The organism is Kitasatospora sp. NPDC058478 (assembly GCF_042720345.1).
Taxonomy (GTDB): Bacteria; Actinomycetota; Actinomycetes; order Streptomycetales; family Streptomycetaceae; genus Kitasatospora.
Map to the genome: position 1 here is coordinate 1 of NZ_JBHXML010000031.1, position 15,528 is coordinate 15,528.

Below are 15,528 nucleotides of genomic sequence, written 5' to 3' on the forward strand. Positions count from 1 at the left end.
GGGGGTGGGTCGCCGCCGCGCGGGGGGCGGGGGGGGGGCGGGGGGCGGGGTCTGGGGGCGGGGGGCTGCGGGACCGGGCCCGGGGGGCTGGTGGGGGGGGGGCGGTCGGGGCGCCCCCGCCGACTCGTCCGAGGTGCGCCGGCGTCAACCGGCGCGGGCGTCAGCCCCGGGCGTCAGCGGCCCCAGCGGCGGCGACGCACCCGCGACCAGCCCTCGCGCAGCCCGGTCAGCGCCTTCTGCCCGGCCGGAGTGCCGCCCAGCAGCAGCGTCGCCGGTCCGCCGACCAGCAGCACCAGGCCGCCGATCAGCGCGATCGGGAGCAACAGGCGGGCCATGCCGGAGCGGTCCGCCGCCGGCGTGCCGGCCGCGACGGGCGCCACAGTGATCGGCTTGCCGGACGCGGAGGGGGCAGCGGCGGCCTTCGCCCCGCCGGCCGTTGCGGCGGCCGGGACGGCGGCGGATCCGCCGGTGCCGGCCGTGCCGCCGGTCGTCCCGGTGGAACCGGTGGATCCGATGGAGCCGGTGCCGCCGGTGCCGCTGGTCCCGCCGGTCGTGCCGAAGGTGTTGCCGTCGGCCGAGGTGTCCCCGGTCCCGCCGGCCGCCGTGCCGCCGTCGCTCACGGGCGCGGGCGCGGTGCCGGGAGCGGCGCCGTCCGTGGCGCCCGATCCGCCCGCCGGGGTGCCCCCGGTACCGCCGGTCGTCCCCGGGTCGGGAGTGACGGGGGGCGGGTTCGGCGGCGCGGCCTGGTTGCCGGGCAGCTTGCCGTCCTGCGTCTCCACGTGCGAGGCGGCGTCCGCCGCCTGCGCGCGCTGGGCGTTGGTCAGGGCGAGGAAGCCCTGCGCCAGCCGGCCGGGCTCGGTGCCGTACACCTGGCCGCTGGTCGTCACCGTCTTCAGGAACTTGGTGATCGCCGCCGCCTTGGCGTCGGGCACGCCCTTGGTCGGCACCATCGCGTACTGCACGCTGGTCAGCGGGTAGGCGAACTGGTCGTGGGCGTACGCCGTGTCGGCGACGCCGTACGGCAGTTGCTGGACACCCGTCGACGCGTCCACCGTCATGTCCGCCACCGCGGACTGGAAGCTGGACGTGCTGGGCGCGGCGAACCCGCCCGCCGGGTTGAGGAGTTGGGCCTCGGGGAGCGCGTAGGCCTTCGCCTGGCCGGCGTCCATGATCGAGAACAGCGTCCGGCTGCCCGGGTCCATCGGCGCGCACTGGTTGTGGCCGCCGTCGGGCTGGATGGTCGGATCGATGCAGGTCGGCTTGTTCTGCAGCAGCTTCCGCGCCACGTCACCGAGCCCCGTGGTGACCGGATTCCACTCGTACTCGCGCCAGTTGCTGCGCGGCTGCGTCGTCGCCCCGACCAGCCCGGAGGAGTCCTGCCGGGCGAAGGAGTCGGTCGGGTAGCCGGAGAAGGCCGGCCGCAGGTAGTACGTGTCCACCCGCATGCCCCACGGGTCCGGCTCGCCGTCCAGGAAGCGCGCGGCGTCCGGGTCGGAGGCGATCCACGAGGTCAGCTGGTACACCAGGTCCGTCGTGCCGCCGACCACGATGGGGCTGGACTGCGAGACCGCGCAGGACGTCGGCCACTTCAGCCCGCTCTCCGGCGGCAGCGGGTTCAACTTCAGGAACTCCTGGTCCCGGAAGATGCAGGTCGGGTTGCCCTTCACGGAGGCGATCACGCCTCCGGCGGGCGAGTACGACTGGGTGAGGAGCTTGGCCAGCAGCCGGGCGTTGAGCTTCATGTCCCTGATCTGCCGACCGGTCGACGGGTCGTCGACCACGAAGGCCACCGACACGCCCGAGGCCGACAACGGCGCGTAGACGTACGGGCGTTGCGGCGTCGACGTATCCGGTCGGACCGTCAGCGCGACGTCCGTCGCTCCGCCGAGGAAGTCGGCCCGGGCCTGCGGCTCACCGCCGGCGGGAAGGTACTGGAAGGACAGCGGGTTGTCGCCCAGGCACAGGCCGGAACGCCACAGTTGCACGGCCCGGTTGGCCGCCTCCAGGCCCGCGGCACGGAACGCCGACGTCTGCGCCTCGCAGGCGGCCGGCGAGGGCGCGAAGGCCAGCGGCACCACGGCCCGGTTCTCCCAGGCGCACTGCTCGCCGCTCGACATGCCGTTGGCCGCGTCCTTGCCGAACACCTCGTCCGACGCGAGCTTGTATCCGGTGGTGAGATCGAGGGTGTGGTTCGTGCAGTCCACGGTCTGCTGCGGATTCGTCTGGCCGAGGCTGTCACCGCCGTAGTTGGCCTCCACCACCAGGGAACACGGGTGGGTGGCATCGCAGGCCAGGGTCGGGCTCTGCAGCCCCGTGTACAACTCGATGGTCGCGGCTCCCGAACCGTCCATACTGGTGGGGGAGATCACCATGTTGCTCGGGAAGTCCGGCGCAGGCACGTCGGTCTTCCGCTGCTGGAACCCGGCAGCCGGATCCAGCCCGTACATGGTGCTGCCGTAACAGTCGGTGACCTTTGGATCGGTGCCGCGGCACTCGTAGATCCGGACGGCGAAGAAGGAGTAGGCGTCGCCGGGCTTCACGATCGTCCTCGGCTGGCCGTTGCCGTCCGTGGTCGGGGTGAAGCCGCTCCAGGAGAGCTGGACCACCTGGTTGGTGAGGTCCTTCGACTGCGAGAGCGTGATGCTCCCCTGCTTGCCGTACGTCCCGGTGCTCGGATTCCAGAGCTTCGGCCCCTTCACCGTCACCGCGGACGACGCCGCCACCGCCTGTGGCACCGCCCCCAGGCCGATCGGCACCACCCCGAGGGCCACCACCACCGACCACACCATCGCGATCGCCGGCCATCGGCGACGCCACCACCCCGGATCCCTCCGGTCGGGTAGTCGGACTCTCATGGCGGGCACCTCCGTGCGAATCCGCGCCGCCCAGCACGCGGCGCAAGGGGGATCAGGCATGCGGACGACCGGACGGTTCCGGTACCTGACCATTGCGCCAGCCGGATATGGCCGGATCCGGTCGACAGGGTGTACGAGACCCCAACGCGGCACCCATGGAACGGAGTTGCGTCGTCCGAATGCGTACGGGCCCGCACCGGGGTGCGGGCCCGCAGATCACCCCGCGGTCATCGCGGACCGGGGGTCAGCTGCCCGGGGTGAAGGACAGGGCGAGCGAGCCGACCGACTGGCCGCCGGTGAAGTACGTGGTGCCGAGGGCCTTGTCCAGGTACTGCGCGCCCTCCGCGTCCACCTGGAGGCTGGAAGCGGTGAGGCTCTGCGTGGTGCCGGTGCGGCCGACCTGGGTGTCGCCCAGCGGGTCCAGCAGCGCCACCGGGTTGGTGCCGCCGTCCGGGACGGCCGTGATCTTCCAGCTGCGGACGCCGAAGTCGAGCTGCTTGAAGACGACGCTCTTGCCGTTCGTGGCGTTGAAGAAGAGCAGGCTGCCGCCGAACTGCACGTCCCCGGAGAAGGACGGGATGTTGGCCGCTCCGCCGGTCACCGGGAAGGTCGCGGTGATGGCGTTGTTGGCGGCGGCCGCGGTGGCCGGCGTCAGCGGGACGACGACGATGCCCTTGAGCACCGACTTGGCCAGGAACGCGCCGTCGACGGTGATCACGGCGCTGCCGGTGGGCGCGGTGGCGGTGGTGTCGGCCACGGCCACACCGCCGACACCGGTGACCGCCAGGACGACGGCGGCACCGGTGGTGGCGAGGCGGATGCCGGTTCTTGCCATGCTGAACTCCTTGGGAGAGGTGGGATGGTGCGGGTGGAGCAGTGGTCAGCTGTGCGTGATGCTCCCGCAGGCGTGGGGCGGCAGCGGAAGGAAGCCGAACCCGGTGATGTCCGCGAGGGCGGTCGGATTGGTGCAGATCCAACCGTCGGCGCCGAAGACGGAGCGCAGTGCGGCAGCGTGGGCGTCAGCGGCGTTCCAGTCGGAGCGGCGGAGCACGTGGTAGAGGGAGAGGACGTAGCTACCGCCGACGAAGTTCTTGTTGATGGCCTTCTTCGCGGTGTCGACCGGCGCGTCGCCGTTGACGTTGCGGATGGTCAGCGGGCCCTGCACATCCGAACCGCTGCCCCGGCCGTAGTACATCTGCCCGACGTAGTGCCCCACGGAGTAGGGGACCAGCGCGTCGGGGTCGTTCAACTGGGCGTCGCTGCCCTCGTTCTCCTGCACACCCTCGGTCACACAGAGGCCGAAGGCCGAGACGCCGATCTTCCACAGGAAGTTCGTGCGGAGGGCTGAGCCGGGCTGCGGCAGGAACGGCTTGATGGTGGTGCTGGGCAGGCTGGGGTCGATCTGGTCCCAGGTGGTGACGTTGCAGGTGTAGATGTCCTTGAGGTTCTGCGTGGTCAGGTTGGCCGGCGCGTTACCACCGGATTTGGCCGCCCAGGACACCGCGTCCGATGCGAACGCCACGAATTCGAAGGTGTTCGGGTCGGTCAGTGCCGGACCACGTGAGGAGCGGGCGAAGTCCACGGTGGTACTGGTGTTGTTCTTCAAGGCCTGGATGCCGGCGTCGGCCCCGTTCGGGCGGGCGATCGACGTGGCGCCGGTCTTGGTGGTGATCGGCGAGGTGCCCGTCGCGTCCCAGCTGTACAGGCGCGGCGTGGTGGTGTCGGTGCTCGGGATGGTGGCGTTGTAGTCCGCGGAGAGCTGGTTCATCACCAGCTGCGTGACGCCGTCCCCCACCCCCACGATGTCCCGTGCGGCCGGCAGCGACGTCGGATCGGCGGCCCCCGTGCCGCCGGTCGCGGTGACGACCGCCGTCGCCAGAGCGGCGGCGGCGAGCAGCTTCTTCGTCGTTCCACGCATGGTCCCGGGCCCCTTCGACGGCTCCTCCGATGGCCGGCGGCCACGGGCGCTGCGCCCGTGGCCGCCGGATGGTGCGGGGTGGATCAGGAGTGGGTGACGCTGCCGCAGGCGCCGGCCGGCAGCGGCAGGAAGCCGAAGCTCTTCAGGTCGGCGGACGCGGTGGCGTTGGTGCAGACCCAGCCGCTGGTGCCGAAGATGGCGCGCAGCGCGGTGCCGTGGGTGTCGGTGGCGATCCAGTCGGAGTGACGGACCACGTTGTAGACGCTGCGGGCGTAGGAGGTACCGGCGAAGGCGTTGGTGATCACCTTGTTGACGGTGTCGACCGGGGCGACGCCGTTCACGTTGCGGATGGTCAGCGGGCCCTGGACGTCGGCGCCGCTGCCCTTGCCGTAGTACACCTGGCCGACGTAGTGGGCGACGGAGTAGGGGACCAGCGCGTCGGGGTCGTTCAGCTGGGCGTCGCTGCCCTCGTTCTCCTGCACGCCCTCGGTGACGCAGAGGCCGAAGGCCGAGACGCCGATGGTGGAGAGGAAGAAGGAGCGGGTGCCGGAGCCGGACTGCGGCAGGAACGGCTTGATGGTGGTGCTGGGCAGGCTGGGGTCGATCTGGTCCCAGGTGGTGACGTTGCAGGTGTAGATGTCCTTGAGGTTCTGCGTGGTCAGGTTGGCCGGCGCGTTGCCGCCGTTCTGGGCCGCCCAGGACACCGCGTCCGTGGCGTACGCCACGAAGTCGAAGGTGTTCGGGTCGGTCGACGCCGGGCCGCGCGAGGAGCGGGCGAAGTCCACGGTGGCGCTGGTGTTGTTCTTCAGCGCGGTGATGCCGGCGCCGGAGCCGTTCGGGCGGGCGATGGAGGTGGCGCCGGTCTTGGTGGTGATCGGCGAGGTGCCGGTCGCGTCCCAGCTGTACAGGCGCGGGGTGGTGGTGTTGCTGCTCGGAATGGTGGCGTTGTAGTCCGCCGAGAACTGGTTCAGGACGGCCTGGGTGGTGTCGGAGCCGACGCCCACGATGTCCTTGGCGGCCGGGAGCGATGCCGGGTCGGCCAGGGCGGTGCCGCTGGCGACGGTGGCCAGGGAGGTCGCCAGGGCGGCAATGGTGAGCAGCTTGGCAGCGGTCTTACGCATGTTTCTCTTCCTCCGGTGGGAGAGACGTCCATCGCGTGGACCCGTGCTCTGGTTGGGAGCCCGGGGCCGGTGGCCGCGTCCGCTGCGGCCGCTCCGGCAGTGCAGATCCTGTCCGGCCCGGTGGTTCCGCCGGAAGGGAGGTCGAGGGCGGGTCGGGATTGTCGACTCATCGGTTCAACGAGGTTTAGCGACTGGTCAGCGCGGGCGCGGCGGAGGGGAAAGGGGGTGGTCAGAGCCCGATGACGTTCTTCTCCAGGTGGCGACTCGGGGTGTTGCCGGAAACCTGCGCTTCACCGGAACTGCACGTGGGCCCCGGCCGCCTCACAGCGGCCAGCGGCCGTCCCGACCGCCCCGCCGCAACTCCTGCCCCACCCACTGGAGTCCGGACAGGAAGCCCTCGGCGCCGGCCTGGCACTGGTCGCGCCGCAGGTAGCCGCGGGCGCTGCGCGCCACCGGCGCGGGCTCGACCGCCGTCCGCCGGGTGCTGCGCACCGGCAGGTAGGCGGACCACACCCACTGCCGGCCCTCGGACTGGGCCACCGAACATCGCAGGGCCGCCCGCTCGATCAGCAACACCCGGACCGCCTCGGCGAGTTCCTCCTCGCTGCGGTAGGTGCGCACGCCCATGCCGAGCGGCCGCCCGTTGGCGGCGCGCAGCGCCCAGCCCAGGCAGCGTTCGGGTGCGGGGACGATCAGCAGACGGGGGCCGCGCCCCTCAGCGGCCATCGGGGCGTCTCAACGAGACGGTGTTCCGGGGAAGTTCACGGCCCGGCAGGTCACGAACCGGCCGCTCCCGAGCGGGCCGCTCACGAACGGACTGGTCGCGAACGGGCCGGTCCCGAGCGGGCAGCTCACGAACGGGCAGCTCCCGGACGGGCAGGTCCCGCGCGGGCTGTTTGGCCAGCAGCACGACGAAGCGCCGGAAGGCGTTCTGGCAGGTCGCGTACCGCTCGTACGCGCGGCTGGAGCGCACCTCGGGCAGGCTGCGCGACCCGGGGACGACCCAGATCCAGCCGATGCCGTCCCGGACGTGGGTGATCCGCGCGGTGAGTTCGGCGGCCCCGACGCGTAATCCGTCGAAGCCGCGCTCGGCCTCGCCGGGCGTCTCGAACATGGCGGCGGTGATGGCCACCACCCGGCCGTTCGGCGCCTTCAGCTGCCAGCGGTACCGCCCGTCCGGGGCGCGCTCCGTCCTGAACCCGCCTCGACTTGCCCCTGCTGCGGTGTTCCCGCGGCCAGACGCGTCCACTGCTCCCCCGTCCGGTTACCCCTCCGAGACCGGTGCAAAGCTATGTGTGCACACGGACCCACGGAAAGCCCAGAACGTTCACAACTTGCGCTGTTGGTCGGGAAGTTCTCCCTCGTTTAACTTTCACCGGCCAACCGCCGAGGAGGATCGGGCCGGGTTCAGAGCCGGGCCGTCCAGCGGACCCTGGTGCCCTTCCCGTACGGCCCGGCCTCGTGCCAGGCGGCGCCGCCGAGCGCCTCGGCCCGCCGGGTCAGGTTGAGCAGGCCGCTGCGGCGCCCGCCCGCCGGGATGCCGACGCCGTCGTCGGTCACCGTCAGCAGCACGCCCGGGCGCCCGCCCCGGTCCAACGACTCCGGGTCACCGCTCACCGGCCGGCCGGTGTCGTCCAGGTGGGCGGTCGCGTCGATCTCGACGCCGACCCGGGAGGCCCGCGCGTGCCGGGCCGTGTTGGAGAGCATCTCCCTGAGCGCGGCGAGCAGTTGGCGGCCGTTCTTCTCCTCGACCAGACTCTCCACCGGCCCGACGAAGCTCACCGAGGGCTTGAAGCCGAGCGCGGCCGCGGCCTGGCTGGCCTCCCGCAGCACCCGGGTGCGCAGGGTGTCCGGCGCGTCGCCGTGGTTGTCGTGCTGGAGGGCGTAGATGGTGGTGCGGACCTCCTGGATGGTGGCATCCAGCTCGTCCACCGCCTTGCCGATGCCGACCTTCACCTCGGGCACCACGGACCGCCGGGCCGCGCTCTCCAGCATCATCCCGGTGGCGAACAGCCGCTGGATCACCAGGTCGTGCAGGTCGCGGGCGATCCGGTCGCGGTCCTGGAAGACGGCCAGGCGCTGCTGGTCGCGCTGGCCCTCGGCGAGCCGCAGGGCCAGTGCGGCCTGCGAGGCGAAGGTCTCGGCGAGCTGCTTCTCGGTGTCGGTGAACGACAGGGCGCCGCGCGGGCGCCAGACGCAGAGCCCGCCGAGCACCCGCCCGGCGGCGACCATCGGGACGGCCATGGACGGGCCGAAGGCGCGGGCGAGCCGGATCTCCACGGTCGGGTCGCTGGACATGTCGTCCAGGTAGACGCTCTCCCCGGCGAGCAGTCGGGCCGCAAAGCTCTTCCTGGGCAGCAGCTCGCCCCGGACGAACTCGGCGGCCTCGCCGGAGGCGTGGGCGACCCGCATCTGCCCGTCGCCGTCCTCCGCCGGTTCGGTCGGGAGCAGGATCATGCCGAGCGCGGCGTCCGCCAGCTCCCGGACCTGCTCGGCCGCGACGGTGAGCGCGGTCTCGGCCTGGTCGGTGGAGAGCAGCGCCGTGGTGACGGCGGAGGCGCCGGCGATCCAGCGTTCCCGGCGCCGCCCCTCCTCGTACAGCCGGGAGTTCTCGATGGCGACGCCGGCCGCCGCGGCGAGCGCGTGCACCACCTGTTCGTCCTCGGGGGTGAAGGCGCCGCCGCCCTTCTTCTCGGTGAGGTAGAGGTTGCCGAAGACCTCGTCGCGGACCCGGATCGGCTCGCCGAGGAAGGTCTTCATCTCCGGGTGGTGCGGCGGGAATCCGGAGGAGCGCGGGTCGGCACCGAGGTCGGCGAGCCGCAGCGGCTCGGGGCGGTCGATCAGCGCGCCGAGGATGCCGCGTCCGGCGGGCAGTTCGCCGATCTCGGCGGCGGTCTCGTCGTCGACGCCGACGTGGATGAAGTCGGCCAGGCCGGTGCCGCCGGGGGCGATCACACCGAGGGCCGCGTACCGGGCGTCGACGAGTTCGGCGGCGCCGGTGGCGATCCGGTGCAGGGTGGCGTGCAGGTCGAGCCCGGCGCCGATCGAGACCACCGCCTCCAGCAGCCGCTGCATCCGGTCGGTGACCGCGGCGGCCGACTGCAGCCGCTCCGCGACCTCGGTGACCAGGGTGTCCAGCCCGAGCGAAGCGATCTCCGGCACCCGATGGGGTGTCGGCTCGGGCGCGGCGGCGGAGGGCTCTGGCGTGGGGTCCATGCAGAAAGCCTAGTTTGTACGCTTTTCATCCGAAGGACGGCGCTGCTCGGGAACCGCGCCTTGACCGGGCCTGGCAGGTGGCCCCGACCGGTCCTAACGGGTGGCCCCGACCGGCTCCACCAGCCCGTCCGCCTCCCGCTCCAGCAGCCCGTCCGCCTCCCGCTCCACCAGCCCGTCCGCCTCCTGCTCCCGCCGCCACATGGCGTGCAGCCGCCCGTCCCGGTCCGCGATCAGCTCCGACCAGCGGCCGCGCTCGGCGACCCGGCCGCCGTCCAGCACCAGCACCTCGTCGACGGTGGTGTCGTCCAGGCCGGCCAGCCGGTGCGTGATCAGCACGGTGGTGCGGCCCTCGGTGGCGGCCAGCAGGTCGGTGGTGAGCGCGTCGGCGGTGGGCAGGTCGAGGTGTTCGGCGGGCTCGTCCAGGACGAGCACCGGGAAGTCGGCGAGCAGGGCCCGGGCCAGTGCGAGGCGCTGCCGCTGGCCGCCGGAGAGCCGGGCGCCGTGCTCGCCGACCATGGTGTCCAGGCCGTCGGGCAGGGTCAGCGTCCAGTCCAGCAGCCGGGCGGCGGCGAGCGCGGCGCGCAGGTCGCCCTCGGTGGCGCCCGGCCGGGCCAGCCGCAGGTTCTCCCGTAGCGAGCTGTCGAAGACGTGGGCGTCCTGGGCACACAGTCCGATCACCCGGCGGACGTCCTCGCCCGCGAGCGCGCGGCTGTCCACTGCCTGTGGGCGGCCGTCGGCGAAGGTGACGGCGCCCGCGCTCGGCTCCAGGAACCGCAGCAGCGCCTGGGCCAGCGTGGTCTTGCCGGAGCCGGACGGGCCGACCACGGCGATCCGGCGGCCGGCCGCGAGGTCGAGGTCGACGCCGGTGAGCGCGTCCACGGCCTGCCCGGGGTGCCGGACGGTCAGTCCGCGCACGGCGACCGGCAGCGGCTGTTCGGGCAGCGTGGCGGGCGCGGCCGGCTCCGGGACGGCGGCCTCGGCCTCCAGCACCTCGTCCAGCCGGGCCCGCGCGGCCCGGCTGCGCTGGCGCGCCTGGACGGCCAGCGGCATCCCGGTGACGGCCTCGAACGCGGCCAGCGGGGTGAGCACGACCACGGCCAGGCAGACCGGCGCCAGCGCGCCGCCGTGCACCCCCTGGACGCCGACGGCCGCCGCGGCGGTCACGGTCAGCCCGGTGAGCAGCGCGATCAGCCCGGTGCCGAGCGCGGTGGTGGCCGCTGAGCGGGCGGCCAGCCGGGTGAGCGCGGCGTCGGCGCCGTGGACGGCGGCGAGCCGGCCGGGCAGCGCGCCGGCCACGGTGAGTTCGGCGGTGCCGGTGAAGGCGTCGACGACGGTGGTGGCGAGCCGCCCGCGCTCCGGGGCCTGCCGCCGTTCGGCACCGGCCGACCAGCGGGCGGCCAGGGCGGGCACCACCGCGCCCGCGAGCAGCAGCCCGATCCCGAGCACGACCCCGGCGGCGGGCAGGAAGGCGCCCATCGCCGCCGCCGCGGCCAGCGAGACCACGCCCGCCACGGCGGCCGGCAGCCGCCAGCGCAGGTGGTGGTCCTGGATCGCGTCGACGTCGGCGACCAGCCGGGAGAGCAGGTCGCCGCGCCGGAAGGCGGGCAGTCCGGCCGGGGCGAGCGCGGTGAGCCGCCGGTAGACGGCGGCCCGCAGGGTGCCGAGGGTGCGCAGCACGGCGTCGTGCGAGACCAGCCGTTCGGCGTAGCGGAAGACGCTGCGGCCGATGCCGAAGGCCCGTACGGAGGTGACGGCCATCATCAGGTAGAGCACCGGCGGCATCTCGGAGGCCCGGGAGATCAGGTAGCCGGAGGTGGCCATCAGCGCGACGGCGCAGCCGAGGGCGAGCGCGCCGAGCAGGACGGACAGCGCCAGCCTCGGGGTGGCGGCGTCGGCTTCGGGCTCGTCCTGCGCCGTGGCGGGGGCGGGCGTCGGCCGCCCGCTGTGCGCGGGCCGCCCGACCGCAGCGGAGACCGCAGCGGAGGCCACCGCCGCAGCCGGGCCGGCGGCCGGGGCGGGCGCCCCCGCCAGCCGGACCCGCCGGTCGGCGACGGCCAGCAGCGCCGGCCGGTGGGCGACGATCAGCACGGTGCGCGCCGGGTCCTCGGCGAGCGTCCGGACGGCGTCCACGACGGCGGCCTCGGAGGCGCCGTCCAGGTTGGCGGTCGGCTCGTCGAGGAGGACCAGCGGCCGGTCGTCGGCGAGCAGGACGCGGGCGAGCGCGAGCCGCTGGCGCTGCCCGGCGGAGAGCCCGGCGCCGTCCTCGCCGAGCGGGGCGTCCAGCCTGGTCACGAAGTCGAGCGCGTGCGCGGCCCGCAGCGCCGTCCACAGCTGCTCGTCGGTGGCCTCCGGGCGGTAGAGCCGCAGGTTGTCGGCGACCGTCCCGGCGAACAGGTGCGGGTGCTGCGGCACCCAGGCGATCTGCCGCCGCCAGCTCGCCGGTTCCAGTGCGGCCAGGTCGTGGGTCCGCCCGTCGGCGGCGGTGATCCGGACGGTGCCGGCGTCCGGGGCGACGAGGCCGAGCAGGACGGCGAGCAGGGTGGACTTGCCGGCCCCGCTCGGGCCGGTGAGGGCGGTGGTGGTGCCCGGGCGCAGGGTCAGCGCGGCGCCGTCCAGGGCGGGCTCGGTCCGGCCGGGGTGGCGTACGACCAGGTCGGAGACGGCGACGACGGCCCCGGTGAGGGCGGGTGCGGGCACCGTGCCGGCGGCGGGCAGCGGGGTCTCCAGCACCTGGAAGATCTCGTCGGCGGCGGTCAGGCCCTCCACGCTGGAGTGGTAGAGCGCGCCGACCTGGCGGATCGGGAAGTACACCTCGGGGGCGAGGATCAGGATCAGCAGCCCGGTCTCCAGGTCGAGCGTGCCGTCCACCAGCCGGAAGCCGACGGTGACCGCGACCAGTGCGACCGACAGGGTGGAGAGCAGTTCCAGCGCGAAGGAGGAGATGAAGGCGATCCGCAGGGTGCGCAGGGTGGCGCGGCGGTAGTCGGCGGTGATCCGGGCGATGGTGGCGGCCTGGGCGCGGGCCCGGTTGAACACCTTGAGGGTGGGCAGTCCGGCCACCACGTCGAGGAAGTGGTGCGAGAGCCGGGCCAGGGTGCCCCACTGCCGGTCCATCCGACTCTGGGTGGCCATCCCGATCAGCACCATGAACAGCGGGATCAGCGGGAGCGTCCCGGCGATGATCGCGGCCGAGGTGAAGTCGGCGCCGACGATCCGCAGCAGCACGATCACCGGGACGACGACGGCGAGCGCCAACTGCGGCAGGTAGCGGGCGAAGTAGTCGTCCAGCGCGTCGACGCCGCGGGTGGCGAGGGTGGTGAGTTCGCCGGTGCGCCGGCCCGCCAGGTAGGCCGGGCCGAGCGCGGTGGCGTGGTCGAGCAGCCGGCGCCGCAGGGTGGACTTCACCCGGGCGACGGACCGGTGCGCGGTGAGTTCGGTGAGCCAGCCGACCAGCCCGCGCCCGACGGCCGTCAGGGCGAGCAGCAGCAGCGGCGTGGTCAGTTCGCCGAGGGTCGCCTGGCGCTGGAAGGCGCGGACGACGATCTCGGCGATCAGACTCGCCTGGGCGACCACCAGGGCCGCGCCCGCCCCGCCGAGGAGCACGGATCCGGCGAGGAAGGCACGGGTGGTGCGGGCGTACCCGAGGAGTCGGGGGTCGACCGGCTTCACGGCGTCAGGCCTGGTCGAGCGCGGCGGCCGGGTTGTGCCCGGGGATGTGCTGGACGCCGATGCGCTTGCGGAACACCCAGTACGTCCAGCCCTGGTAGAGCAGCACGAGCGGGGTGAACACCGCGGCCACGATGGTCATCAGCTTCAGCGTGTACGGCGAGGAGGCCGCGTTGCTGACGGTCAGGCTCCAGCCGTCGTTGAGGGTGGAGGGCATGACGTTCGGGAAGAGCGCCAGGAAGAGCATCGCGACGGCGGCCACGATGGTCGCCCCGGAGAGGATGAACGCCCATCCCTCGCGGCCGAGTTGGTTGGCCGCCAGGGCGCCGACCAGGGCCAGCACGGCGATGATCAGGGCGGCCAGGCTGCGGCCGTTGCCGTTGTCGGCCTGCGTCCAGAGCAGGAAGGCCAGCGCCAGCACCGCCGCCACCACGCCCACCCGCAGGGCGGTGGCCCGGGCCCGGTCGCGGATCTCGCCGACCGTCTTGAGCGCCGCGAACACCGCGCCGTGGAAGGTGAACAGGCTGAGCGTCACCAGGCCGCCGAGGATGGCGTACGGGTTGAGCAGGTCCCAGAAGGTGCCGACGTAGTTCTTCTGCGCGTCGATGTCGACGCCGCGCACGATGTTGGCGAAGGCCACGCCCCACAGGAAGGCCGGGAGCAGCGAGGTCCAGAAGATGGCCTCCTCCCAGTTGCGCTGCCAGCGCGCGTCGTCGCGCTTGGCCCGGTACTCGAAGGCCACGCCGCGCACGATGAGGCAGACCAGGATGATCAGCAGCGGGATGTAGAAGCCGCTGAACAGGGTCGCGTACCAGTCCGGGAAGGCCGCGAAGGTGGCGCCGCCGGCGGTCAGCAGCCAGACCTCGTTGCCGTCCCAGACCGGGCCGATGGTGTTGATCAGGACGCGCCGTTCGGCGGTGTTGCGGGCGAGCGGCTTGGTGAGGATGCCGATCCCGAAGTCGAAGCCCTCCAGGAAGAAGTAGCCGATCCACAGGACCGCGATCAGTACGAACCAGACGTCGTGGAGTTGCATGTCAGATCCCCTGTGGTCCTCAGTAGGCGAAGGCGAGAGGCTTGTCGGCGTCGTCGTCCGAGGACGGTCCGCGCAGCGTCGGGTCCTTGGCGGGGGGCTGCTCGGTCACCACCGGGCCGGCCTTGGCGTACTTCACCAGCAGCCGGACCTCGACGACGGCGAGGATCGCGTACAGCAGGGTGAAGGTGGTGAGGGCGCCGATCTGGGTGCCGACGCTCACGTTGGGGGAGACCGCGCTCGCCGTGGTCATCAGGCCGAAGACGGCCCAGGGCTGGCGGCCCATCTCGGTGAAGATCCAGCCGAAGCTGTTGGCGATCAGCGGGAATCCCATGGTCAGGATGCCGATCCGCCAGCTCCACTTGGTGAGGAACGGACCCATCTCCCGCCCGGGGGTGAGCATCAACCGGGGCACCTCGGTCTCGCCGGTGCGGAACTCGGGGCGCAGGAACTTCTTGCGCCGGGTGGTCCAGAGCCCGATCAGGCCGGCCACGAAGGAGGTCATCCCGAAACCGATCATGAGGCGGAAGCCCCAGTAGGTGACGAAGATGCTCGGGATGTAGTCCTTGGGGTCGCCGCCGTACTTGGCGGCCTCGGCGGCCGCGGTGTCGTTGATGCCGGGGACGGAGGAGTTGAAGTCGCTGTGGGCGAGGAAGGAGAGTATCCCGGGGATCTCCAGCTCGACCGAGTTGTGGCCCTTGCTGACGTCGCCGACCGCGAAGATCGAGAACGGCGCGGGCGACTGGGTGTCCCACAGGGCCTCGGCGGCGGCCATCTTCATCGGTTGCTGCTCGAACATGACCTTGGCGAGCGAGTCGCCGCTGAGCGCGGTGCCGGCGCCGAAGACCACGGCGAGGACGAGGCCGAGCCGCAGCGAAGTGCGCATCACGGCGGTCTTCTTGGGGTCGGCGTTCTCCGGCTTGCGCTTGGCCTTCCAGAGGTGGAAGGAGGCGATGCCGACCATGAAGGCCGCGCCGGTGAGGAAGGCGGCGGTCAGGGTGTGCGCCACCACGGTGAGGGTGGTGTTCTGGAACAGCACCTTGGCGATGTCGGTGAGCTGGGCCTTGCCGGTGGCCGGGTCGATCGAGTAGCCGACCGGGTGCTGCATCCAGGAGTTGGCCGCCAGGATGAAGTAGGCGGAGAGCACGGTGCCCAGGGCGACCATCCACATGCAGGCGCAGTGGATCTTCTTCGGCAGCTTGTCCCAGCCGAAGATCCACAGGCCGATGAAGGTGGACTCGAAGAAGAAGGCGATCAACGCCTCCATCGCGAGCGGGGCGCCGAAGACGTCGCCGACGAAACGGGAGTAGTCGGACCAGTTCATGCCGAACTGGAATTCCTGGACGATGCCGGTGACCACGCCCATCGCGATGTTGATCAGGAAGAGCTTCCCCCAGAACTTCGTGGCGTGGAAGTACTTCTCCTTGTTCGTCCTCACCCAGGCGGTCTCCAGCCCGGCCACGATGGCGGCGAGGCTGATGGTGAGCGGGACGAAGAGGAAGTGGTAAACGGTGGTGATGCCGAATTGCCATCGCGCGATGGTCTCGTGAGCGATTGCCAGCTCCACGTCGCCCTCTCTCCAACCGACCGGCCCTGTCGAAGGGCATGTTTCGGACAAACTTCATCTATAGCTGTAGACCGCTGCCCGACTACGCAAGCTTGTCCGCTTGTGAACGTGAACACGTTCACAAGGAGCAGTATCCATCATCCTTACGAAGGAAT

10 protein-coding genes are annotated in these 15,528 nt (G+C 72.4%); all 10 read right to left on the reverse strand.

From position 1 onward, the window contains the following. Positions 1–173: 173 nt before the first annotated feature. The 10 genes from ACFWPT_RS18700 to ACFWPT_RS18745 all read right to left on the reverse strand — a co-directional run bounded on the left by ACFWPT_RS18700 (position 174) and on the right by ACFWPT_RS18745 (position 15,373). Complete coding sequence (locus tag ACFWPT_RS18700; RefSeq protein ID WP_380482853.1) at positions 174–2,855, reverse strand: hypothetical protein; 2,682 nt, start codon at positions 2,853–2,855, stop codon at positions 174–176. A 244-nt stretch (positions 2,856–3,099) separates the two neighbouring features. Next, the gene (locus ACFWPT_RS18705; RefSeq protein ID WP_063348391.1) at positions 3,100–3,690 is read right to left on the reverse strand and encodes a hypothetical protein; all 591 of its coding nucleotides are present in this window, start codon (positions 3,688–3,690) and stop codon (positions 3,100–3,102) included. Positions 3,691–3,735: 45 nt separating this feature from the next. Beyond that, entirely contained in the window at positions 3,736–4,773 is a 1,038-nt protein-coding gene (locus ACFWPT_RS18710) for a substrate-binding domain-containing protein (protein WP_380482855.1), read from the reverse strand. A gap of 83 nt (positions 4,774–4,856) precedes the next feature. Further along, positions 4,857–5,894 carry a PstS family phosphate ABC transporter substrate-binding protein gene (locus ACFWPT_RS18715; RefSeq protein WP_063348393.1) on the reverse strand — a complete coding sequence of 346 codons (1,038 nt, stop codon included), beginning with the start codon at positions 5,892–5,894 and terminating at the stop codon, positions 4,857–4,859. Between the two features lie 321 nt (positions 5,895–6,215). Further along, the gene (locus tag ACFWPT_RS18720) at positions 6,216–6,620 is read right to left on the reverse strand and encodes a hypothetical protein (protein ID WP_063348394.1); all 405 of its coding nucleotides are present in this window, start codon (positions 6,618–6,620) and stop codon (positions 6,216–6,218) included. Beyond that, positions 6,610–7,143: a DUF1508 domain-containing protein gene (locus ACFWPT_RS18725; protein WP_107452896.1), complete on the reverse strand. Its 534-nt coding sequence runs from the start codon at positions 7,141–7,143 to the stop codon at positions 6,610–6,612. The genes ACFWPT_RS18720 and ACFWPT_RS18725 overlap by 11 nt, the downstream gene beginning before the upstream one ends. A 158-nt stretch (positions 7,144–7,301) precedes the next feature. Continuing rightward, entirely contained in the window at positions 7,302–9,110 is a 1,809-nt protein-coding gene (locus tag ACFWPT_RS18730) for a GAF domain-containing protein (RefSeq protein WP_380335304.1), read from the reverse strand. Positions 9,111–9,203: 93 nt separating this feature from the next. Next, a complete protein-coding gene (gene cydD / locus ACFWPT_RS18735) occupies positions 9,204–12,779 on the reverse strand; it encodes a thiol reductant ABC exporter subunit CydD (RefSeq protein WP_380482858.1) in 3,576 nt (1,191 codons plus the stop codon). Positions 12,780–12,783: 4 nt separating this feature from the next. Continuing rightward, complete coding sequence (gene cydB / locus ACFWPT_RS18740; RefSeq protein WP_380482860.1) at positions 12,784–13,809, reverse strand: cytochrome d ubiquinol oxidase subunit II; 1,026 nt, start codon at positions 13,807–13,809, stop codon at positions 12,784–12,786. 19 nt (positions 13,810–13,828) lie between these two features. Next, positions 13,829–15,373, reverse strand: coding sequence for a cytochrome ubiquinol oxidase subunit I (locus ACFWPT_RS18745; protein WP_063348399.1), 1,545 nt, complete (start codon positions 15,371–15,373; stop codon positions 13,829–13,831). Positions 15,374–15,528: the final 155 nt, after the last annotated feature.

Bases quoted from the DNA above. Each gene is read 5' to 3' on its own strand.
- ACFWPT_RS18720 (WP_063348394.1), bottom strand. From the start codon at position 6,620: ATGGCCGCTGAGGGGCGCGGCCCCCGTCTGCTGATCGTCCCCGCACCC.
- ACFWPT_RS18730 (WP_380335304.1), bottom strand. From the start codon at position 9,110: ATGGACCCCACGCCAGAGCCCTCCGCCGCCGCGCCCGAGCCGACACCC.
- ACFWPT_RS18710 (WP_380482855.1), bottom strand. From the start codon at position 4,773: ATGCGTGGAACGACGAAGAAGCTGCTCGCCGCCGCCGCTCTGGCGACG.
- cydB (WP_380482860.1), bottom strand. From the start codon at position 13,809: ATGCAACTCCACGACGTCTGGTTCGTACTGATCGCGGTCCTGTGGATC.
- ACFWPT_RS18715 (WP_063348393.1), bottom strand. From the start codon at position 5,894: ATGCGTAAGACCGCTGCCAAGCTGCTCACCATTGCCGCCCTGGCGACC.
- ACFWPT_RS18700 (WP_380482853.1), bottom strand. From the start codon at position 2,855: ATGAGAGTCCGACTACCCGACCGGAGGGATCCGGGGTGGTGGCGTCGC.
- ACFWPT_RS18705 (WP_063348391.1), bottom strand. From the start codon at position 3,690: ATGGCAAGAACCGGCATCCGCCTCGCCACCACCGGTGCCGCCGTCGTC.